This window comes from Bacillus sp. ISL-75, from assembly GCF_018613095.1.
Window position 1 is genome coordinate 280005 of sequence record NZ_JAGGQX010000009.1, and the last position, 21615, is coordinate 301619.

22 protein-coding genes are annotated in these 21615 nt (G+C 37.2%); 6 read left to right on the forward strand and 16 right to left on the reverse strand.

Annotation, left to right across the window (positions count from 1 at the left end; translation table 11 throughout):
• Positions 1–4: 4 nt before the first annotated feature.
• The 4 genes from J7E63_RS03730 to cyoE all read right to left on the reverse strand — a co-directional run bounded on the left by J7E63_RS03730 (position 5) and on the right by cyoE (position 4639).
• The gene (locus J7E63_RS03730; protein ID WP_088086268.1) at positions 5–631 is read right to left on the reverse strand and encodes a cytochrome (ubi)quinol oxidase subunit III; all 627 of its coding nucleotides are present in this window, start codon (positions 629–631) and stop codon (positions 5–7) included.
• A complete protein-coding gene (gene ctaD, locus J7E63_RS03735) occupies positions 631–2502 on the reverse strand; it encodes a cytochrome c oxidase subunit I (RefSeq protein WP_374193696.1) in 1872 nt (623 codons plus the stop codon). Before ctaD ends, J7E63_RS03730 begins: the two co-directional genes overlap by 1 nt.
• 31 nt (positions 2503–2533) lie before the next feature.
• Complete coding sequence (gene coxB / locus J7E63_RS03740) at positions 2534–3592, reverse strand: cytochrome c oxidase subunit II (RefSeq protein ID WP_215010314.1); 1059 nt, start codon at positions 3590–3592, stop codon at positions 2534–2536.
• Between the two features lie 111 nt (positions 3593–3703).
• The gene (gene cyoE / locus J7E63_RS03745) at positions 3704–4639 is read right to left on the reverse strand and encodes a heme o synthase (protein ID WP_088086265.1); all 936 of its coding nucleotides are present in this window, start codon (positions 4637–4639) and stop codon (positions 3704–3706) included.
• Between the two features lie 654 nt (positions 4640–5293).
• Between cyoE and J7E63_RS03750 the strand changes: the two genes are divergently transcribed.
• A complete protein-coding gene (locus tag J7E63_RS03750; RefSeq protein ID WP_215010315.1) occupies positions 5294–6202 on the forward strand; it encodes a COX15/CtaA family protein in 909 nt (302 codons plus the stop codon).
• 41 nt (positions 6203–6243) lie between these two features.
• On the opposite strand, the gene pyc is transcribed toward J7E63_RS03750, so the two are convergent.
• The 3 genes from pyc to J7E63_RS03765 all read right to left on the reverse strand — a co-directional run bounded on the left by pyc (position 6244) and on the right by J7E63_RS03765 (position 11446).
• Entirely contained in the window at positions 6244–9687 is a 3444-nt protein-coding gene (pyc, locus tag J7E63_RS03755; RefSeq protein ID WP_215010316.1) for a pyruvate carboxylase, read from the reverse strand.
• A 68-nt stretch (positions 9688–9755) separates the two neighbouring features.
• Positions 9756–10961 (reverse strand): FtsW/RodA/SpoVE family cell cycle protein, encoded by a 1206-nt coding sequence (locus tag J7E63_RS03760; protein WP_215010317.1) that lies wholly within the window; start codon positions 10959–10961, stop codon positions 9756–9758.
• A 203-nt stretch (positions 10962–11164) separates the two neighbouring features.
• Positions 11165–11446, reverse strand: coding sequence for an Fpa/YlaN family protein (locus tag J7E63_RS03765; RefSeq protein ID WP_088090352.1), 282 nt, complete (start codon positions 11444–11446; stop codon positions 11165–11167).
• 223 nt (positions 11447–11669) lie between these two features.
• Between J7E63_RS03765 and J7E63_RS03770 the strand changes: the two genes are divergently transcribed.
• Positions 11670–12167 carry a peptidyl-prolyl cis-trans isomerase gene (locus J7E63_RS03770; protein ID WP_215010318.1) on the forward strand — a complete coding sequence of 166 codons (498 nt, stop codon included), beginning with the start codon at positions 11670–11672 and terminating at the stop codon, positions 12165–12167.
• 40 nt (positions 12168–12207) lie between these two features.
• On the opposite strand, the gene J7E63_RS03775 is transcribed toward J7E63_RS03770, so the two are convergent.
• Positions 12208–13536, reverse strand: a complete 1329-nt coding sequence (locus J7E63_RS03775; RefSeq protein WP_215010319.1) for a PhoH family protein — start codon at positions 13534–13536, stop codon at positions 12208–12210.
• A 205-nt stretch (positions 13537–13741) separates the two neighbouring features.
• Between J7E63_RS03775 and J7E63_RS03780 the strand changes: the two genes are divergently transcribed.
• On the forward strand, positions 13742–14326 hold the full coding sequence (locus J7E63_RS03780) for a YhcN/YlaJ family sporulation lipoprotein (RefSeq protein ID WP_215010320.1): 585 nt from the start codon (positions 13742–13744) through the stop codon (positions 14324–14326).
• A gap of 23 nt (positions 14327–14349) precedes the next feature.
• Here the strand turns inward: J7E63_RS03780 and J7E63_RS03785 are convergent, their stop codons facing one another.
• The gene (locus tag J7E63_RS03785) at positions 14350–14805 is read right to left on the reverse strand and encodes a pyridoxamine 5'-phosphate oxidase family protein (protein WP_215010321.1); all 456 of its coding nucleotides are present in this window, start codon (positions 14803–14805) and stop codon (positions 14350–14352) included.
• 170 nt (positions 14806–14975) lie between these two features.
• Here J7E63_RS03785 and J7E63_RS03790 point away from each other — a divergent pair, with 170 nt between their 5' ends.
• On the forward strand, positions 14976–15176 hold the full coding sequence (locus tag J7E63_RS03790) for a YlaI family protein (RefSeq protein ID WP_214715915.1): 201 nt from the start codon (positions 14976–14978) through the stop codon (positions 15174–15176).
• An 85-nt stretch (positions 15177–15261) separates the two neighbouring features.
• Here J7E63_RS03790 and J7E63_RS03795 read toward each other — a convergent pair whose 3' ends face one another.
• The 3 genes from J7E63_RS03795 to typA are packed head-to-tail and all read right to left on the reverse strand — an operon-like array spanning position 15262 to position 17731.
• Positions 15262–15552 carry a hypothetical protein gene (locus tag J7E63_RS03795; RefSeq protein WP_215010322.1) on the reverse strand — a complete coding sequence of 97 codons (291 nt, stop codon included), beginning with the start codon at positions 15550–15552 and terminating at the stop codon, positions 15262–15264.
• Positions 15553–15567: 15 nt separating this feature from the next.
• Positions 15568–15873, reverse strand: coding sequence for a YlaH-like family protein (locus J7E63_RS03800; RefSeq protein WP_168242667.1), 306 nt, complete (start codon positions 15871–15873; stop codon positions 15568–15570).
• Positions 15874–15892: 19 nt separating this feature from the next.
• Positions 15893–17731: a translational GTPase TypA gene (gene typA / locus J7E63_RS03805; RefSeq protein ID WP_168242666.1), complete on the reverse strand. Its 1839-nt coding sequence runs from the start codon at positions 17729–17731 to the stop codon at positions 15893–15895.
• A gap of 179 nt (positions 17732–17910) precedes the next feature.
• On the opposite strand from typA, the gene J7E63_RS03810 reads away from it, so the two are divergent.
• On the forward strand, positions 17911–18096 hold the full coding sequence (locus J7E63_RS03810; protein WP_215010323.1) for a YlaF family protein: 186 nt from the start codon (positions 17911–17913) through the stop codon (positions 18094–18096).
• A 25-nt stretch (positions 18097–18121) separates the two neighbouring features.
• Here the strand turns inward: J7E63_RS03810 and J7E63_RS03815 are convergent, their stop codons facing one another.
• Complete coding sequence (locus J7E63_RS03815; protein ID WP_215010366.1) at positions 18122–18922, reverse strand: inositol monophosphatase family protein; 801 nt, start codon at positions 18920–18922, stop codon at positions 18122–18124.
• A gap of 262 nt (positions 18923–19184) precedes the next feature.
• The gene (locus J7E63_RS03820) at positions 19185–19379 is read right to left on the reverse strand and encodes a hypothetical protein (RefSeq protein ID WP_215010324.1); all 195 of its coding nucleotides are present in this window, start codon (positions 19377–19379) and stop codon (positions 19185–19187) included.
• A 177-nt stretch (positions 19380–19556) separates the two neighbouring features.
• Here J7E63_RS03820 and J7E63_RS03825 point away from each other — a divergent pair, with 177 nt between their 5' ends.
• Complete coding sequence (locus tag J7E63_RS03825; protein ID WP_215010325.1) at positions 19557–20189, forward strand: YktB family protein; 633 nt, start codon at positions 19557–19559, stop codon at positions 20187–20189.
• Positions 20190–20230: 41 nt separating this feature from the next.
• Here J7E63_RS03825 and J7E63_RS03830 read toward each other — a convergent pair whose 3' ends face one another.
• Together J7E63_RS03830 and J7E63_RS03835 are read right to left on the reverse strand one after the other, a co-directional pair.
• Positions 20231–20503: a UPF0223 family protein gene (locus J7E63_RS03830; protein WP_098933074.1), complete on the reverse strand. Its 273-nt coding sequence runs from the start codon at positions 20501–20503 to the stop codon at positions 20231–20233.
• Positions 20504–20545: 42 nt separating this feature from the next.
• Positions 20546–21505, reverse strand: a complete 960-nt coding sequence (locus J7E63_RS03835) for an NAD(P)H-dependent flavin oxidoreductase (RefSeq protein ID WP_215010326.1) — start codon at positions 21503–21505, stop codon at positions 20546–20548.
• Positions 21506–21615 lie beyond the last annotated feature (110 nt).

Below are 21615 nucleotides of genomic sequence, written 5' to 3' on the forward strand. Positions count from 1 at the left end.
CAGTTTATCCCACCATTCCCATTAAATATACTACTGTAAAGATAAATACCCAAACAACATCGATAAAATGCCAGTATAAACTAAATACATAGAATTTTGGAGCGTTGTAAAGGTCTAAGCCTCGTTTGGAATTTCTAAACATTAATGTTAAACACCAAAGTAAACCAAATGCAACGTGGCCTCCATGAAAACCAACTAGTGCGTAGAAGGCAGAACCGAAAGCACTGCTTGTAAATGTATGTCCTTCATGAACATAATGGGAAAACTCGTAAACCTCAAGTCCTAAGAAACCTGCACCTAATAGCGCAGTAAGACCGAGCCAGACCATCATTTTTTTGAAGGCAAAGTTCTTCATGTGGTACATTGCGTAAACACTTGTTAATGAACTCGTTAAAAGGAGCATTGTCGCGACAAATGTTAACGGTAATTCAAATAAATCCTTTGCTAAATGATGACTTGAATCAGGAACTTTATCCTTCAATGCAAGGTAAGTGGCAAAGAGAGAGGCAAAAAGAACTGTCTCCCCCCCTAAGAAGAACCAAAAACCTAAGAATTTATTTTTGGATTCAAGGGTTGATTTTTCCGGCGCAGCAGGCCATGTTTCATAAGTAAATTTTTCATCAGCGTGCATTATGCCTTAACCCCCTTATCATCCTCATCAATTAAGTCTTCTTTGTGAATATGAAATCCATGATCGTCTTTCACCGAACGTAAGAACATAGATCCAAAAGTTACTAATAATCCGATGATCATTACTGGTAATGCCCAAGCCTTATCATTTACATGGTACATTGCACCAAATGCCGCAATGAATAATCCTAGAGCCATCATAAACGGTAAAAACGACGAATTTGGCATATGAATATCACCAAGTGGCTCTGCCGGAGTCATTCCTTTTTTACCATCCATTTTTTCTAACCAGTAAGCATCTAAACCACGTACAAGTGGAAGCTGCTTAAAGTTATAAAACGGTGGTGGAGAAGGGATTGCCCATTCAAGTGTTCTTCCGTCTCCCCATGGATCATTACCAACTTTAACATTTTTCACAGAAGTTATAATGATGTTAAATAACATTACGATAACACCTAATCCCATAAACGCAGCACCTATAGAACTAACCATGTTAGCAGTTTCAAATCCTTGACCAGGAAGGTATGTGAAAACGCGTCGCGGCATTCCCCATAAACCTAAGAAATGTTGGATAAAGAATGTTAAATGGAACCCGATAAAGAACAACCAGAAAGTAATTTTTCCAAGTGTTTCATTTAACATGGTACCAAACATTTTTGGCCAATATAGATGTGTACCTGCAAAGACTGCAAATACCACACCACCCACAATTACGTAATGGAAGTGGGCAACAACGAAATAAGTATCATGATATTGATAGTCGGCTGCTGCGGAGGCAAGCATTACCCCTGTTACCCCACCAGCAAGAAATGATGGAATAAACGCCATTGCCCAATGCATAGGAGTGGTAAATTTTACACTTCCTCCCCACATTGTTAAAAGCCAGTTAAAAATTTTAATTCCGGTCGGTACACCAATCGCCATTGTAGCAACTGCGAAAATGGCATTTGCAACAGGACCTAAACCTGTTGTAAACATATGGTGAGCCCATACCATGAAGCCTAAGAAACCGATTAATACAGTTGCAAATACCATGGAAGAGTATCCAAATAAACGCTTTCTTGAGAAAATTGGAAAAATCTCTGAGAAAATCCCGAAAGCTGGAAGTATTAAAATATATACTTCTGGGTGACCGAAAATCCAGAAAAGATGTTCCCAAATAATTGTATTTCCACCCATAGTAGCATCAAAGAAATTCGCTCCAAACAAACGGTCAAACATCATTAAAACTAAACCAACTGTTAATGGAGGAAATGCAAACAAAATGAGTGCTGAAGTGACAAAAGTTGTCCAAGTAAACAACGGCATCCTCATATAGGTCATACCTGGTGCACGCATGTTAATGATAGTGACTAGGAAGTTAATACCACCAATCAAGGTTCCAATACCAGATATCTGTAAACCTAAGATATAAAAGTCTACACCATGTCCTTGTGAATGAAGTGCAAGTGACGCGTAAGATGTCCATCCTGCATCAGGTGCTCCTCCTAAGAACCAAGAGAGGTTTAGGAATATTCCTCCAAAAAAGAACAACCAAAATCCTAATGCATTAACAAATGGAAACGCTACATCGCGTGCTCCAATCTGTAATGGCATTACTGCATTCATAAAAGCGAAAACCAGCGGCATCGCAGCTAAGAAAATCATTGTTGTTCCGTGCATTGTTATAATTTCATTAAATAATCCGGCACTCACAAAATCATTATTAGGCACTGCAAGTTGGATACGGATAAATACTGCTTCAAGTCCGCCCACTAAGAAGAAAAATCCACCTGCAATGAGATATAGGATGGCAATTTTTTTATGGTCAACAGTTGTTAAAAAGTCCCATAAAGTTGCGCCAAATCCCTTTTTTTGAGCATAGGTACTCACAATTTTACCTCCCTTTCAACCAATTCCCCATTTATTGCTGGGCCTTTAAGCCCATTAAATAGTCTGCTAAAGCATCTAGCTGTTTTTCAGACATTTCCGGGTATTTTCCTGTCATCATGTTACCTGGTTTGTATGTTTCTGGATTACGAATCCAATTTTTTAACTCTTCTTTATTATGATCCAAAACACCGGCTACACGAGATCGTTCACCAAAGTTTGATAAGTTTGGTGCTAAACGTGCTGTTTCAGGCATTTTGTTTGATGGTGTTACAGCATGACAGCCAATACAGCTTTTATTAAATAGTTCTTGTCCTTGTGCCGCAGAAGCTGTCTGGGCTTTTTGTGGTTCTTTAACATTCTGCATCGAAGTTACCCAAGCGTCAAATTTGTCCCGGCTAATAGCTTTTACTTTAAAATCCATTAAAGCATGGGATGGACCACAAAGTTCTGCACATTTTCCATAGAAAAGATTTCCTGCTTCGTTTGCTTTTTTATCGTCAAACTCTAGCCAGAATTTATTAATATTCTCCGTATTTGTATCTAACTTTCCACCTACTGCTGGAATCCAAAATGAGTGTTTCACATCAGATGACTTCAAGTTAAAATATACCTTTTCATTTGTAGGAACAACAAGTTCCTGGCTTGTAACAATCTTCTTGCCTGGATATTCAAAGTCCCACCAATATAAGTGTGACCGAACATTAATTACAAGTGCCTTTGTATTTTTCTTATCCATTGGAGATACATCTGCAAGTTTAAATGTTGCGGCCACAGTCGGAACAGCAAGAATTAAAAGTAAAAGAATCGGCACAACAGTCCAAATAATTTCTAATTTGTGACTTCCTTCTACTTGTTTTGGTATTCTGTCATCCCTTCTTCTAAAACGGACCAAGATCAAAACGAAAATGATCGCAACAATAATAATAACCCCAACCATGATTAAAGTACTTAACTTCATTAAATCATATTGCGTTTTCGCAACTTCACCGGCAGGCTTTAACGTGGAAAGGTACGGTTCGCCACATCCGGAGAGAACAAGCGCTAAAATCGTAAATAACGATATTAAACGCCACTTTGCTAGCCTTTTCATAGCTTAATCAAACCCCTCTTTCACTAATAAAATTATTTAAAGCATTATGTTGATCAAAGAATTATGTAGTACAATTGCTTCCCTTTAAACAAGAAACAATCATCTGCAAAACTAAATTAATGTAACTATAACCATTGCTACAAAAATAATAGTTAAATATTGCAAAGAGTAAACAAACATTAGTTTTGCCCACTTTATGTCATCTTTGATTCTATATCCATAAATCCCTAATGCAAGCCACCCGATATTTAGTACGATAGCAAGTATTAGAAATGGGATTCCTAATTTGGTAAGAAAAAATGGGATGGGCTGAAGTGCAGCAACCCAAAGGATGATGTGAATTTTTGTAGTTTTAAAACCCTTCACTACAGGTAACATTGGGATTCCAGCTGCTTTATATTCTTTAACCCGTCTCATCGCTAGCGCATAAAAATGCGGAGGCTGCCAAACAAACATTAGCACAAACAATGACCATGCCATGATATCGAGATTAGCATCTACTGCTGCCCATCCGATTAGTGGTGGTACTGCTCCTGATATGCTCCCAATAATAGTGTTGGACACCAATTGCCGCTTTGACCATAATGTGTACAGGAAAACATAGCTAAAAACTCCAAGCAGTCCAATTACTGTTGCAGTCATCGTAGTAAAGAATAAAGACAGTGTTCCCAGTCCAATAAGTAAAATACCTAATACGAGAACTTTTATCGGAACTACTTTCCCGGTTACTGTAGGTCTTTCTTTTGTTCTTTCCATTAAATGGTCAATGTCACGATCAACATAATTATTGATTGCACATGAGCCTGCAATAATCAGTGAAGATCCAGCTACTGTAAAAAACACGATATCTAAATTGTTTAGAAAGCTTTGTCCTGAAAAGTGAAGCGCAAGCCATAACCCCGTAAAGGTAGTAATAAGGTTAGAATTTACAATTCCAATTTTGATAAGAGCCATAAAGTCTTTCCATGCAGAGGTTTTTATATTGGCTTGCAAGCTCGCAGCGCCATTATCAATAGCAGCTTCTCCGAAGGCCTTAGAGTTCGACATCTGGTTTCTCCTCCTAAACCTAAATAACAAATATTCATCATTTAAGTAAGTGATAAGTGATACTTAATTTATATATGCCCTCATTTGTAAAAAAAAGGAACGATGATAGAAAAGTTATATTAATTTTTTTCGACAATCAACTTAAAAAGATAGTGATAATTAAAACACTTTCTCTGTATATTAAATCACACTTTTAGATATTTTGTGAACTTTTTTTGAATAATTTTAGACTAAATTGTGACAAAGTTCATTTTATCGTTACTATCTTAGGTTTTTTATGGATTTATAGTTCCATTTATACAAATTATCCCCTGAATTTATAAAAAATCCTAGTGTCTGCATGAAGAGTTTAAAATTAATTCTTCTTACACCTAAAAAGGAATAATTCTAATTAAACTACCACTAATATATTTCTAACAAGCCTTCAGCTAAGTTTCTACGGTTTTCACTATAATAATAGTGTAAACTTTTTATTATTCCGCATCTGTTTTTATTGATTTAAGTTAACTTAAAATCTATACTTAATTTCTGTTCTTTTTCGACTTTATTCGTTATGATTAATAGGGAATTTAATTATCGAATTACTTTCCAATCTATTATACTGTCAGGTTTATCCAATGACAAATTATTGAACTTTTTTAAGAGGTGAATTTTTTGCGACGATCTTTGAAATGGTTGGCTGTTGCTACTACCATCGGAATGATATTTATCTTAATTGGCGGAGCACTAGTCACAAAGACTGGTTCTGGAATGGGATGCGGGAGATCTTGGCCGCTTTGTAACGGTAAATTTCTTCCGTTGGAAATTACTCCAGAATTAGTTATTGAACTTGCCCACAGACTTGTTTCTGGAGTAGTAGGAATGATGGTTCTCGTTCTTTCTGTTTGGTCATGGAAGGCGGTAGGACATATTAGAGAAACGAAATTTCTTTCCTTCCTTTCCTTTTTCTTTTTGCTTTTACAAGCATTAATTGGGGCTGCTGCAGTAAAATGGGGACAATCTGGTTTTGTACTCGCATTACATTTTGGTATTTCACTTATATCCTTTTCTGCTGTGTTATTGTTAACACTTCTAATATTTGAAATTGATAAGAGATTTGATGCAGAAAAACTATATATCGATAAGAGAATGGGGTTTCATATTGTCGGTGTTTCCATTTATAGTTATCTTGTCATTTATACTGGCGCACTCGTACGTCACACTAAGTCAAGTCTGGTTTGTCGAGACTGGCCGCTATGTTTAAATGACGCTCCTTCCTTGCCTTCCAATATGTATGAATGGGTGCAAATGGGACACAGAGCCGCTGCTGGATTAATCTTTATCTGGATTACTTATATTCTTTATTTGACTGTTCGCCATTACAAAAACCAAAAAGTTCTTTATTGGGGCTGGATTATTTCATTCATCCTAGTTTCATTACAAGTGATTGCAGGAGCTTTGATTATTTTTAGCAGCCTAAATCTGTATATCGCCCTTCTGCACGCCTTTTTTATTACTTGTTTATTTGGCGTCCTAAGTTATTTCCTTTTGTTATATTCTAGATCTAAAAAAAATAATCTATAAAAAAGTTGCCAGGGATACCCACTCCCTGGCAATTTTTTTTATTATGATTTTGTTAATTCAATTAAAAGATCACCGGTTAATATTGCCTCACCACTTGTGACATAGATATCCTTTACAACGCCTGAAAAAGGTGCTTGAACGGTAGTTTCCATTTTCATCGCTTCGGTAATCATTAAATGATCGCCACGTTCAACCTTTTCCCCTTTTTCAACGACAACTTTGACCACAGTTCCCGGCATCGAGGCAGCCAGGTGATTTTCGTTTTTTGGGTCCGCCTTCAGCTTAGATACCACCGTAGATTTTATATTCTCATCTTTAATGAAGACTTCACGCGGTTGACCATTTAACTCAAAATAAACGACCCTCGTGCCATCGGCTTGAGGATGACCCATAGAGACAAGTTTAACAATTAATGTTTTTCCCGTTTCTATTTCTACCTCTATTTCTTCACCCAATCGCATTCCATAAAGGAACGTAGGAGTGTCTAGTACTGATATATTCCCATACTGTTCATCCGTTTTAATGTACTCCATAAATACCTTTGGATATAAAGCATACGAAATGATCTCAAAAGCCGTAACCTGTCTGCCAAGTTCTTTATACAATTTTTCCTTCAATTTTTCAAAATCAACCGGTTCAAGCAATTCACCTGGACGAACTTCGAGTGGTTTTTTACCTTTTAAAATAATTTTTTGAAGTTCCGCTGGAAAACCTCCATATGGCCTGCCAAGAAATCCTTCAAATAATTCAACGACAGAATCAGGGAAATCTAACATATGTCCCTTTAAAAGCACATCTTCCTCACTTAAATCATTTTGAACCATAAATAGAGCCATATCACCTACGACCTTTGATGAAGGCGTCACTTTTACAATATCACCGAACATATTATTAACTCGTGAATACATTTCTTTAACTTCATCCCAACGCTCACCAAGGCTTACTGCTCTTGCCTGTTGCTGGAGATTGCTATATTGCCCACCCGGCATTTCATGTTGATATACTTCAGTATGGGGGGAAATCATTCCGCTTTCAAAATCCTGATAATACTTACGGACATCCTCCCAATAATACGACAATTTTTCTAGTGCTTGGATATTTACTTTTGGTTTCCGAGGATTCCCTTCAAGTGCATAAAATAACGAATTAGCACTAGGCTGAGAAGTTAAGGCTGCCATTGTACCCAATGCTGTATCAACAATATCCACTCCACCATCAATTGCACGAGCATAGGTATAGAGACCATTTCCACTTGTGTCATGCGTATGGAGATGTATAGGAATATCGACGGTTTCCTTTAACTCAGAAACCAGTCTGTACGCTGCTTCAGGCTTCAATAAGCCTGCCATATCCTTAATTCCAAGGATGTGGGCACCTTGTTGTTCCAGCTCTTTGGCCAAGCTTTTATAATAGTGAAGGTTGTATTTCGTCCTTGTCTCATCTAAAATGTCCCCTGTATAACATATCGAAGCCTCGGCAATTTTACCGCTTTGACGCACCGCATCAATTGCAACTTCCATACCTTTTACCCAGTTTAAGCTGTCGAAAATTCGAAAAACATCAATTCCAGCTGAAGCAGATTGGTCAACAAATTCACGAATCAAATTATCAGGATAATTTTTATATCCCACCGCATTTGCCCCACGTATTAACATTTGGAACAGTACATTTGGAATTTTCCTGCGTAGAGTTACCAATCTGTCCCAAGGATCTTCTTTTAAGAACCTGTAGGCAACATCAAAAGTTGCTCCGCCCCACATTTCAAAAGAGAATAAATCAGGTAAAAGTTTTGCAGAGGGCTCAGCTATATGAAGAATATCAGTCGTCCGCATACGGGTTGCTAATAGTGACTGATGAGCATCCCGAAATGTTGTATCCGTTAATAAGACCTGCTTTTGATTCTTGACCCATTCCACAAGTCCATTGGCACCATACTTGTCAAGAATTTGCTTCGTCCCCTCTTGATACGGTAAATCATAGGGTAAATTAGGAATTCTTGGCTTCGGAAATACTGGTCTTTTCTTCTTTTCAATACCTGGAAACCCGTTAACAGTGACCGTGCCGATGTATGACAGCATTTTAGTTCCGCGGTCCTTTCGGAATGGGAAAATGAACAGTTCCGGTGTTGTATCAATGAATGAAGTATCATATTCGCCATTCCTAAACTTCTCATGCTTCACAACATTCTCTAAGAACGGGATATTTGTTTTGATCCCTCTAATCCTGAATTCCTGTAAATTTCGAACCATTTTTGATGCAGCTTGTTCAAAGGTTAACGCCCATGTAGAAAGCTTTACTAATAAAGAGTCATAATACGGTGTAATAACAGCTCCTTGAAAGCCATTTCCAGCATCAAGACGCACCCCAAAGCCGCCCCCTGAGCGATAGGCCATAATTTTACCGGTATCAGGCATAAAATTATTAAGCGGGTCTTCTGTTGTTACCCTTGACTGTATAGCAAATCCATTCATTTGAATTTTTTCTTGCGGTGGTATACCAATTATTGGACCATGTAATTCGTGCCCTTCTGATACCAAAATTTGCGTCTGCACGATGTCGACTCCTGTTATCATCTCTGTTACAGTATGTTCCACTTGTACACGTGGATTTACTTCTATAAAATAAAAGTCATTTCCTGAAACCAGAAACTCTACCGTACCTGCATTTAGGTAATCAACATTTTTCATCAATTTTACGGCCGCCGCACAAATCCTTTCTCGCAACTCATCAGAAATAGACACACTTGGAGCAACCTCCACTACCTTTTGATGGCGTCTTTGAACAGAACAATCACGGTCAAAAAGATGAACAATATTCCCATGCCGATCACCAATGATTTGCACTTCGATATGTTTAGGACTTTCAATTAATTTTTCAAGATAAACTTCATCATTCCCAAAAGCGGCTTTCGCTTCCGACTTTGCTCGTTCAAATGATTCACGGATTTCCTCTATGCGTTTAACAATTCTCATCCCGCGCCCGCCTCCGCCAAGAGAGGCCTTTATGATTATGGGTAACTTGTGTACTTCCACAAAGTCTTCAACATCACTGACCTCTGTTACGGGACCAGGACTACCAGGAATCACTGGTATTCCAGCTAGCTCTGCTTGATGCCTTGCTTTTACCTTATCTCCAAACATATCAAGTTGTGTAATGGACGGACCGATAAAAATAATCCCTTCTTCTTCACAACGCTTGGCAAAATGAATATTTTCTGACATAAACCCATAACCTGGATGTATGGCATTTGCACCGCTTTTTTTGGCTATAGCAATGATGCCATCAATGTCTAAATAGGCATCAATTGGTTTTTTTCCTTCCCCAACCAAATAAGCCTCATCCGCCTTATAACGATGATAGGCCCCAGAATCCTCTTTCGAATAAATGGCAACTGTTCGAATATTCAGTTCAGTACACGCGCGAAAAACCCTTATCGCTATTTCTCCCCTATTGGCAACCAACACTTTATTTATCTGTCTTGTCATTTAAAGCACCTCATATTCTATGTATTTTTAAAAACGCGAAGAAGCAAATATTGTCCTTCGCGTTTTGATTAAATATAGAAAACCTTGCCATCTTTTGATTGATTCCTATTATTGACTTGATCCTGTTTATTTTTATATTTTTTTTCATATTTAGTGAACATAGAAACATTTACAAGTATTCCTGTCGCTCCCGCAAGCATCAAGAGTGATGATCCTCCGTAACTAACAAATGGCAGCGGTACACCAGTCAGTGGAATTAGCCCAGAAACTCCTGCTAGATTGATGAAGGATTGAATCCCAATCATGCTCGAAATACCAATAGCAAGCAGACTACCAAAAGGGTCCTTACATTGTAAGCCAATGTAAATTCCCCTTAATACAATATAAAAAAGGAGAATAATAACGAATCCTACACCCCAAATCCCTAATTCTTCCGCAATTACGGCCATAATGAAATCCGTATGTGATTCCGGCAGATAACCAAGCTTTTGAATACTTTTCCCGAGACCCAACCCATTTATTCCGCCAGAACCGATGGCGATATAGGAGTTTGCCAAGTGAAAACCTTCATTATTTACATATTTTTCAGTAAATGGATTATCTAATACAGCAAAACGACTTAGTTGTTCGTCAGAAAAAAACTTTCCCCAGGAAACTAAAATAAGCGGCAGAAGGACAATAAGCGCCAAAATAAGTAATTTACCGATACTTTTAAAATTCATCCCAGAGCATAAAACAATCATACAAGCTATGGCTATGATAATAGATGCTGTACCGAAGTCAGGTTGAAAAATGATAAGTGCACATATGAAAAAAAGATATACTAAAGGCGGGAGGACACCTTTGTTGAATTGATTGATATAGGCTTGCTTTTTCGCATAAACGGCTGCTAAATAAATGATGGCTGCAAGCTTGACAAACTCCGATGGTTGAAATAAGAAAGTGCCAATGGAGTACCAGCTTTGCGCATTATTTTTTTCTACCCCAAATACAAATAATCCTAATAGAGATAAAATAGATGATAGCACAATCAATACCAGAACTTTTTTGAACATCATGATCTTATATGGAATAATTGCTGCGATAAGGAAGATCACAGTAAAAATCATCAGCCATACTTTTTGTTTTTGGTAAAAATAATCTGGTGAATAACCATACCTTTGAACTGCGGAAGCCATGCTTGAGCTATAGATCATAACAAGTCCAAATAAACACAAAAGGATGGTGGCAATAATTAATGAATAATCATATGATTTCAATATTTTTTTCAGCATTTAAAAAGTCCTCATTTTCAATATTGATTTATATCACTCTATTATAATAGATAATAAACAATTTTACTTGAGGAAAAGTTAATTTGTTACAACAATTTAATAAAGAATATTCTGAAATAAGAAAATAAATTGAGCCCGTTTTTGTTTTCTTGAAATAATAAAAAACCCAAACAATTAACATGGATTGTTTGAGTTCTTTGCTACTATTTCCTTAACGATGAATCGTGAAGCGCTGATAATTCTCTTTCTAATGTATCTAGAATTGCCTTACCGTCTTTACTATCTATTAAGCCTAACCGAACAGCAAAATCTATTTCTCTTGATAAACCAAACATTTGTGTATCCAATACCTCTTCATAAAGAGGGCATTGAGGCATCGTGAGATTGTCCATTTGCACTTTGATTAGCTTTAATATTTTTTCAGCGTCAGCCTGTAGTAAGGCATATGCTTTTTCCTGGTGATTCACGATCATTTCAGACGCCAACATTGATCCCCCCATTTCAGAGCGATAATTCAACTTATCTATAAATTTTACCGTTTACAAAGGAAAATTGCAAGAACTATGAAGTGGATTGCACAAAGGAGTTTGTTTAAAACGGCAGCTATTCAGAAAGATTGTATCTTCTTAAGGAACCTGCTTTTACTGTTATGACATTTTGCCCAAAAAAAGTTATACTAATTATGCAAAGGTTTAGGGGGAATGAAAAATGGAAAATATCATTATCATATCTGGAAAAGTGAAATATTCGATCACGCTTGATCCAGGTGTGTGGATTTTCGACGACCGACGAGTTGATTTAACGACCTTTTTTTCAACAAAATTAGAGAGTACCAATTCATTAGATGAATATACTAAAGCTGTTTCTAAGCATTGGGACCGTGAAATTATGGAGGGGGCAATTTATCCTCCCACATTGAAATCAGAAAAGAAATTTGAAAAGGAAAAGGTGTTAACTGGTACATTTGGTATTCCATTGAAACCTTTTTTATTAAATTCGGAGCCTGCTAGTGATGCTCACACTTTTGTAATTCAGAGTACAGAGGGTGAATACGAGTATCCACTTGAAAGCGCCTATGATTTTATATTGGGTTTCTCCAATAAAGGTAAACCACTTACGTTAGATGGTCCCGTTCATGTCTATTTAGGCGATGGTTCAAATCAACAAAGTCCGATTAAAAATGTAAAGAGCTTTATCATAAAATAAGACGGGTGCCTTGGGCGCCCGCTTTACTTTTTTGGGGTATTTAAAGCAAATCAGCTGCCAAAAGTGCCAATCCCGACCTTTCCCCTTTTAATAATTTAACATGACCGGAAATTACTTGGTCCTTGAACTTTTCGACAACATAGGTTAATCCGTTGTTATAGGCATCAAGATATGGATGATCAATTTGTTCAGGGTCACCCATTAAAACAATTTTACTGCCTTCTCCGACACGGGTAAGGATGGTCTTTACTTCATGCTTCGTTAAGTTTTGTGCTTCATCAATGATGATAAACTGCTTCGGTAAACTTCTGCCGCGAATATACGTTAACGCCTCTACTTCAATCGAACCCATTCCCGCTAAGATGGCATCAAGTTCACCAGGCTTTTTGGTATTGAAAAGATATTCTAGATTATCAAAGATTGGCTGCATCCATGGTCTTAATTTCTCTTGTTTTTCTCCCGGTAAAAACCCTAAGTCTTTTCCAACCGGTACAATTGGCCTAGCCACTAATAGTTTTTTATATTCCCTGAAATCTTCCGTTTGCATTAATCCCGCAGCAAGTGCTAGCAGAGTTTTTCCTGTACCAGCCTTCCCCGTTAATGTGACTAAATGAATATCCTTACGAAGTAATAATTCGATTGCCATAGTCTGCTGCACATTCCTTGAGTGAATCCCCCAAACATGGTCTTGATTCAGTGCTAATTTCTTTACCTTCGTACTCGTTTTGTCGACCATCCCAATGGCTGATGCTGAACTGCCAAGGGCGTCCTTCATAACGAGAAATTGATTTGGATAAAATGGGTGGTTTGCCAGTTCAGAGAGATTTAACTCCCCTTTCTCATAAAAGCGTCCTAATAATTCAATTGGTAGCAATACTTCAAAGAAACCAGTGTATATATGATCTATGTCTACAACACGGTCACTTAAAAAATCTTCGGCATCTAAACCAATGGCATCCGCTTTTACCCTGACGAGAGTATCCTTACTTACTAGAATAACCGGCTTCCCATTTTCCTTGGTTTGTTCCTCTAAGTATAAATTCTTTGCCACTGCAAGAATGCGATTATCATTTGTTTTTTCAATAAAAATATCCTGTAATTCATGAAAGCTACGGTGATTTAATTCAATTCTAATTGTCCCCCCGCTCTCAAGCGGGATTTTTTCATGAAGCTTTCCTGATGCCCTAAGTCCATCAATCAACCTTGATACATGCCTTGCATTTCTCCCGACTTCATCCATGTACCTTTTCTTTGAGTCCACTTCTTCAAGAACCACTGCAGGAATAACAACTTCATTATCTTCAAAGGAGAAGAGGGAATACGGGTCTTGTAATAAGACATTTGTATCTAACACGTATATTTTGCTCAAAGCAACGCCTCCTGCTTTACTTGTTGTTAGATTTGTTAAATTGCAGAACAACCCTTTTGCTAGATTGGACTTTGGTAAAATATATGTTTATTGGAATAAAGATAGAAGGAGTTCCGCACAATAAATGTTAGTGAGAACAATCAATTAATCGAATGAATAGGCTTAATTTCAAATTTTTTATAAGCAATGCGGAGGTGGATAATAAATGAAGAAAACCTTAATTATTACTGCGTTATGTCTGATCCTAGCCGGCTGCAGTACAAAAAAGGAACTAACAAACAATGAGAACGCATCATATGTTAAGGTAAAAAACAGTTACATTGAAAGTGTTGACCAAAAAACGGGGCAGGAAATCTCCAAACGTTTAGTTAAGCTGGCGACAAGTATCCCAAATGTTAACGATGCAACTGCAGTGGTATTAGGAAGATACGCGATTGTCGGAATTGATGTAAATGCGAAAATTGATCGTTCCCAAGTTGGATCCATAAAATATTCTGTAGCAGAAAGCTTGAAAAAGGATCCTTACGGAGCAAAAGCAGTGGTGGTTGCTGATGCTGATACCACACAACGTTTAAAAGAAATACAAGTAGATATAAATAAAGGTAGGCCTATTCAGGGCATTATGGAGGAACTAGCAGATGTAGCTGGTCGATTAATGCCTGAGATACCTGGAGATTTAATAACTCCAAGCCCTAAGAATGCCACTGAAAAACCAGATAAAAAGCTAAATTCTAACGACAAAAAGAAACTAGAAAAAGAACAAGAAGACCAATCTAATGATTATAAGTAACAATAAGAAAAGCTTAGGGATTCCTAAGCTTTTCTTATTGCTTCCATAACTTGATTGTCTAACTTTTGGGCAGCGTTTTTATCATATGTTTTATCATATTTAACTTCAGAGACTATTTTAGATCCATAAAACATAACATCCCTTACTGCTGTTATCGCTACTTGTATCAAAGCCAGCTTTAATGGTACATCTTTAAGTCTCTCTTCTATTATTTGGGCTGTCCCATGAATTGCGTATGTAGATTCATTAGCAATTATATTAATAACGACTTGATTGTTATTAATTAAATTCTCAAGAATTCTGGAACGATTATCCACTGCAAAATAAATGGTACTTTCATCTTTTGCTAATACCCAAGAAATAGAACTAATATTTGGACCCCCTGTTTCATGATCTACGGTTGCCACTGTCACGAATCGTTCCTTTTGCAGTTCATCATATAAAGGCTTGATTAGCTTTGGTTCCACTTGGTTTGCCATTAAAACATCCCCTTTTACTTATTCCTTCACCCTGTTAAAAAACAGATATTCTCATATTACTACTATCCCATGCTTTCATCAAATTAAACCAATTGATTACATTCAAACTTTCTACCATGATATACTAGAGGCAACAGTTGGTTATTAGAAATAGTTAAAGAGGTGTCTTAATGAGAGTTAAATGCGTAATTTGCGATAAAATTGAAGCGATTGAAGATGAATCGTTTGAGGCCAAGCGTCTACGTAATCGTCCCATCCATACATATATGTGTAAACAATGTAAGACAAGAATAACTGAAAAAACAAATGCCAGATTTGAAACAGGCAATTTCCGATTATATCGTGCGAAATCTGAAGAAGATGATTGGTAAAACGAAAAGCGAAAGCGTGCCAAGGAGCTGGACAAGAAAAAACCATCATGCTCATTCCAAAGTGGAATGAACATGATGGTTTTTTTTAATCTTCGATTGGGTAATTCTCGTACTTTTCTGGCTCTTGATTGATTTGGTTTAGCATAACCTCAATTAATTCCTGAGGATAACGAGTTTTTTTAGTTTCTTCTCCTTGCTGATAGGAAACATAATACATGACATCATCTTTTGTTACCTCAATGTCTGAGAGGTGAAGATCAGCTATCATTTCTTCAAAAAGGTTTAGTGTATCTCGTGCTGCTGTGTCATCAGGCCTTGCGTCGCATACAACCTTAATAGTAAGCCAATTATATAGTGTATCCTGTACGGATTTCATTTAATTAAACCCCCGTTATTTCGCTTCAGCCTGATCCTTTTTCGTTTGATGTAAGCGTATTTTATAGATGATCAATAACACCGCCGCACCTGCAAGTCCTTCCGCAATCGGCAACGCATAAGAGAAAATCAGCATAACAAAGCATCCAATTAAAAGGCAAATATAAATCACGATGTTTTTCAAAAGAGGCAATTTTTTTGCAAAGCCTAACTTATATACAATTGCCGCTAAAATTACAATATATAAATACTGTAACCACACAGCAGTTTTTACATCTGTTAGTTCAATGAAAAATCTAAGACTAGGAGAGAATCCTTCCATCTTCTTGCACTCCTTTTACTTAACTCTGTTCAGCATATTTTTTCTTTTTAGCTGCTCTTTCACGTTCGTTTTTATCAAGAATTTTTTTACGAAGACGAATCGATTCTGGAGTAACCTCACAATATTCGTCATCATTTAAATATTCTAATGACTCTTCTAATGTCATAATACGCGGTTTTTTAATTACAGATGTTTGATCTTTGTTAGCTGAACGAACATTTGTCGCTTGTTTCATTTTTGTAATATTTACGGTGATATCATTTTCACGAGTGTTTTCGCCAACGATCATACCCTCGTAAATTTCCGTACCAGGCTCAACGAAAATGGTTCCGCGGTCTTCAACTTGCATGATACCATAAGTCGAAGCTTTTCCTGATTCCATTGACACTAGAACACCTTGGTGTCTTCCGCCGACTTGACCTGGTAACATTGGCTGATAGCTGTCAAAGGTATGATTAATAATTCCATAACCACGAGTCATTGTTAAGAACTCGGTTGTGTAACCAATTAATCCACGTGCAGGTACATTAAAGATTAAGCGTACTTGACCTGAACCATTGTTAATCATGTCAATCATTTCGCCTTTACGGGCACCAATAGATTCCATTACTGAACCAGTATGTTCTTCTGGGACATCTATTTGAACTCTTTCAACTGGCTCACAGCGTACACCGTCAATAACTTTGACAATAACTTCCGGTTTTGAAACTTGAAGTTCATAACCTTCCCGGCGCATGTTTTCAATAAGAATTGATAAATGAAGCTCACCACGGCCAGAAACAATCCAAGCATCAGGTGAATCAGTGTTATCAACACGTAAACTTACGTCAGTTTGCAATTGAGAACGAAGTCTTTCTTCAATCTTTCTTGAAGTTAAATACTTCCCTTCTCTACCGGCAAATGGACTGTTGTTTACGACGAAAGTCATTTGTAATGTTGGCTCATCGATTCTTAAAATTGGCAGTGCTTCCTGATGTTCAACAGGACAAACTGTCTCACCCACATTTATATCTTCCATTCCTGAAACAGCAATTAAGTCGCCGGCTTTGGCTTCTTCTATTTCTTGGCGCTTTAATCCAAAGAAACCGAAAATCTTGGTGACGCGGAATTGCTTAACTGAACCGTCTAACTTCATCAGTGCTACTTGTTGACCCACGTTCATCGTGCCGCGGAAAACACGACCGATTCCAATTCTGCCAACATAATCATTATAATCAAGAAGGGCAACTTGGAATTGCAACGGCTCTTCATGATTATCAACAGGGGCAGGGATATATTCAACAATCGCATCATATAAGGATTGCATATTTTCATCTTGCTTTTCAGGGTTTGTACTTGCTGTACCATTAATCGCTGAAGCGTAGATAACTGGGAATTCAAGTTGATCCTCAGTTGCTTCAAGTTCGATAAACAAATCGATCACTTCATCAATTACCTCTGCAGGTCGTGCAAAGTCACGGTCAATTTTATTGACAACAACAATAGGAGTTAACTTCTGCTCTAATGCCTTTTTAAGAACAAAACGAGTTTGTGGCATACAGCCTTCATAGGCATCAACTACTAACAATACACCATCAACCATTTTCATAATCCGTTCAACTTCTCCGCCAAAATCAGCGTGTCCCGGAGTATCCAATATATTGATTCGTTTATCTTTGTATTGAATTGCTGTGTTTTTCGCCAAAATGGTAATTCCGCGTTCTCTTTCTAAATCATTGGAATCCATTGCACGTTCTTCTACATGTTCATTAGTACGAAATGTACCTGACTGTTTTAACAATTGGTCAACCAAAGTTGTTTTACCGTGGTCAACGTGGGCAATAATTGCAATATTACGTATATCATCTCTTAATTTCAAACAATTCCACTCCTACCTATATTTTAAAAATAAAACTATTTATAGTTTCTCATTTATAACTAAAACATTATACCACAAATAAAGTGGAAACCCCTAACCATTTTATTGTAGAATAAAAATATACTTTAAACAGTGGGCCTTTAACTAGCTGTATTTCAATGATAAAGGAGTATAAAATAATGAAAAACGTGAAGTGGCCTTTACTTGTGTATGCCATCCTTGCAGCCGTAAGTATAATGGGGATTGGAATCGCAATAAGCGAAAAAAGCTTAATAGGAGCAATCGGTTGTTTCGTTGCAATTATTGTAATAATGGGAATGGGCTTTAAAACAAAAAGAAAAATGCGCGAGAACGGTGAATTATAAAAAGAAGCCTTGATTGGCTTCTTTTTTACCATTTTCCCTCTTTTAAGTAATCCTTTAGGATTGATTGGTGGAGGCCAGGTTTAGCTGCTAATAATGAATCCTGCGAAAGGAAATTCAGCTTATCTCCCCATAAATTTGTCACTATACCACCTAGTTCTTCAATTATTACTGCTCCAGCAGCAATATCCCATGGTGATAAACGCATAGAAATATAGGCATCCACTCTTCCTGTTGCAACAAAAACCATTTCGAGCGCAGCAGAACCATAAGACCTTGTTCCTCTTGCTGCTTTAACAAGAGGAATCATTAAATTGTGATCGATCCGATGATTTTCCATCACCCATGTGGCATTGAGTGCGATGATGGATTCCTTAACGGTTGTTTCCTTTAATACATCTAGAGGCTTTTCATTTAAATAGGCCCCATTTCCTCTTTTAGCATGATACAATTCGTCATGTACGACATCATATATGAGTCCGATCTTTCCAACACCATTTTCATACACGCCAAGGGAAATAGCAAAATTTCTTTGTTGATGGACGAAATTCATCGTCCCATCGATTGGATCAATCATCCAAACAATTCCCTCAAGATTATCAAGTGAATCACCAAATCCCTCTTCGCCCATTATTTTATGATCTGGATACACTTCTCTAATTTTACTAATAAAAAATTGCTCAATTTCTTTATCGATATTTGTTACAAGATCATTAGCGTTCGTTTTTGTTTCAATATTTAATGTTTCATTAAAAGATAACCTGATTTTAACCCCTGCCTCATTTACCCATTCCTTTGCATGAGCATAAATTTGATCCCAGTTCATAATTCCCCTCCAAATATCTTATTTCTTCATTTGTTTTCATGTATGTAGTATGATGCCGGACAAATTAGATGATGTACCTTTAGCTTAATCAAATTGATGTAACACAGCAACTTTTTGGCGTATTATAAGTTCCAATTATAGTAAAGGGCAATAATAAACGAACTCCCTCTTTTTTGCTGGAGTTCGTTTTAGATAAGTTCAGGATATATTCTATTTCGTTTCATTCTTATTTATTTCTCCTTGGATAAAAAAACCGTCTTATTTATCAAAGGGCTTTTAATCGTAATAATTCTTGGCGGATTTTTTCTAATTTTTGTTTGCAATCCGTCATTTTTTTCTCGTTCTTTTCCTCAATCGCTTCGAATAATGTTGCTAATTCATAATCCATTTCCAATCGCAAAACTGCAGTTCTTTCCTTTTCGCCTGCTTTTTTAAGTGAGGTATTCATAAGTTGTTTCACGTTTCTCCTCCCCTTCCTAAATTTAACTATTTTTTCAGATTATTTTTTTACTGTATAATATGAGTCAGGGAGATATGTTGCAACAAATATGTGCTTTAACCTAGAAAGCATCTCACTACTCGTCTGGTAAGTGGTATGCTACAATTAAGTACAATTGTTTTGTTGGAGGTTTAGTTTATGAGCTTTAAGGGATTTACAAATGAGGATTTTGATGTTTTTTTAATAGATGGTTTAGAGGCTAGAATGGCAGCTCTTAAAGAAACAATTCGTCCAAAATTAGAAGATTTGGGAGAATACTTTGCCCCTACAATATCTGTATTAACAGATGATGAAATGTTTGTTCATGTCGCCAAACATGCAAGGCGCACTATTAATCCACCAAAGGATACTTGGGTCGCATTTTCAAATAGTCCTCGAGGTTATAAAATGCTTCCGCATTTTCAAATTGGCTTGTGGAATACCCATTTATTTATATGGTTTGCCGTTATTTATGAAGCACCCCAAAAAGATAAGATTGCTGCAAGGTTCTCAAAAAAAATCACTAAAATTTTCAAAGATACACCAAAAGATTTTGTTTGGTCTATTGATCATACAAAACCAGAAACAATTGAACACCGTCAACTAACAAAGGATGATCTTCATTCGCTGTTTGATCGGCTGCAAAACGTAAAGAAAGCAGAATTGTTATGCGGCTATACAATCAACAGGGAACAAGTCATCCAATTAGGTTCAGATGGGCTAATTCAACAAATTGAGGACGTTTTTAATAAAGTAGCCACACTCTATAAAATCTCTCTTAATAAAAAGTAATAAGAAGAAGCTCCCAGACCAAATAGTTCGGGAGCTTCTTCTTATTTCATTTTAATTTTATCCCCAGATGAAGCCTCTTTTGCTTTTTTTATGGTCCGATAGGACGAATAACCACTCATTTCTTCAAATTCACCACAAATAGTTTTTTCTTCCGCCTTGCTTGGGACAATTTCTTTAAATCGACGATACGCCTTCATTACCGCATCACGTTCAATTCCGTTTTCATACGCCTTCTCAATGGTTTCAAAAAATGCAATTACATCAACAATTTCATCTGTGCTCCAATGATAATCAATGGGATATTGGTATTCCATTCTTTCACCTACTAACTATTTTAACTAAAATGAATCATACATTTAATTTCCCCACTTTGCACGAATTTGTTCAGCATCTTTCATCATTCGATCGAATAACTCATGAACCGAAGGGACATCTTTAATTAATCCCATCACTTGTCCTGCCCATGCAAAGCCTTCATCAGGGACACCATCATAAATGTAGCGTTGGTTAGCCATTCCACTAATGAAATCTTTTAACTGATCATAACCTTCATTATTTTTTTCTAACTCAAGAATTTTTTCTGTCCAGCTGTTAGCAAGTGCCCTGGCGGGAGTTCCTAGAGTTCTCTTGATGACAACCGTTCCAGATTCATTTCCTTCCACTAAAGTCTTCTTATATATCTCGTTTGCATGAACACATTCCTTAGTCGCAATAAATCTCGTACCCATTTCAATCCCTTCAGCACCTAAGCTAAGGGCTGCCATGAGCCCTCTGCCATCTCCTATTCCACCTGATGCAATAACAGGTATAGAAACGGCATCTACCACTTGAGGAACTAAAACAAGCGTGCCGACATCATCTCGTCCTAGGTGGCCTCCCCCTTCTTGACCGACGACCATAACTGCATCTGCACCGAGTTCTTCTGCTTTGACAGCCTGTCTTCTTGCCGCTACAAGGACAAGCGTTTTAATCGGCGTGCCTTTTAATTGTTCAAATATGGGGGCAGGATTCCCTCCTGTCATTGAAACAACCGGGACCTTTTCATCAATAGCCACTTGAAGAAAATCAGCAAATGGCCTCCCATGCTGTCCAATCGCAAAATTAACCCCAAAGGGATTTTTCGTCAACTGCTTCACCTTTCGTATTTCGGCTCTAAGCTGTTCAGGTTCACCTAAAGACATAGCTGTGATTTGACCAAGACCTCCGGCATTAGATACCGCTGCGGCCAATTCAGAATAGGCTAAATAAGCTAGACCCCCTTGAACAATAGGAAATCGTATATTTAATAATTCAGTAACACGTGTTTTCCATTCCATTTTAACCCCTCCTAAAAACTTTCTATTTGTTATTTCGTCTCTTTAGGGTAATTTTCCTTTCTAAATGGGAAACTATCGTAAACCGAATAAGAAAAAACATTTATTTCTTT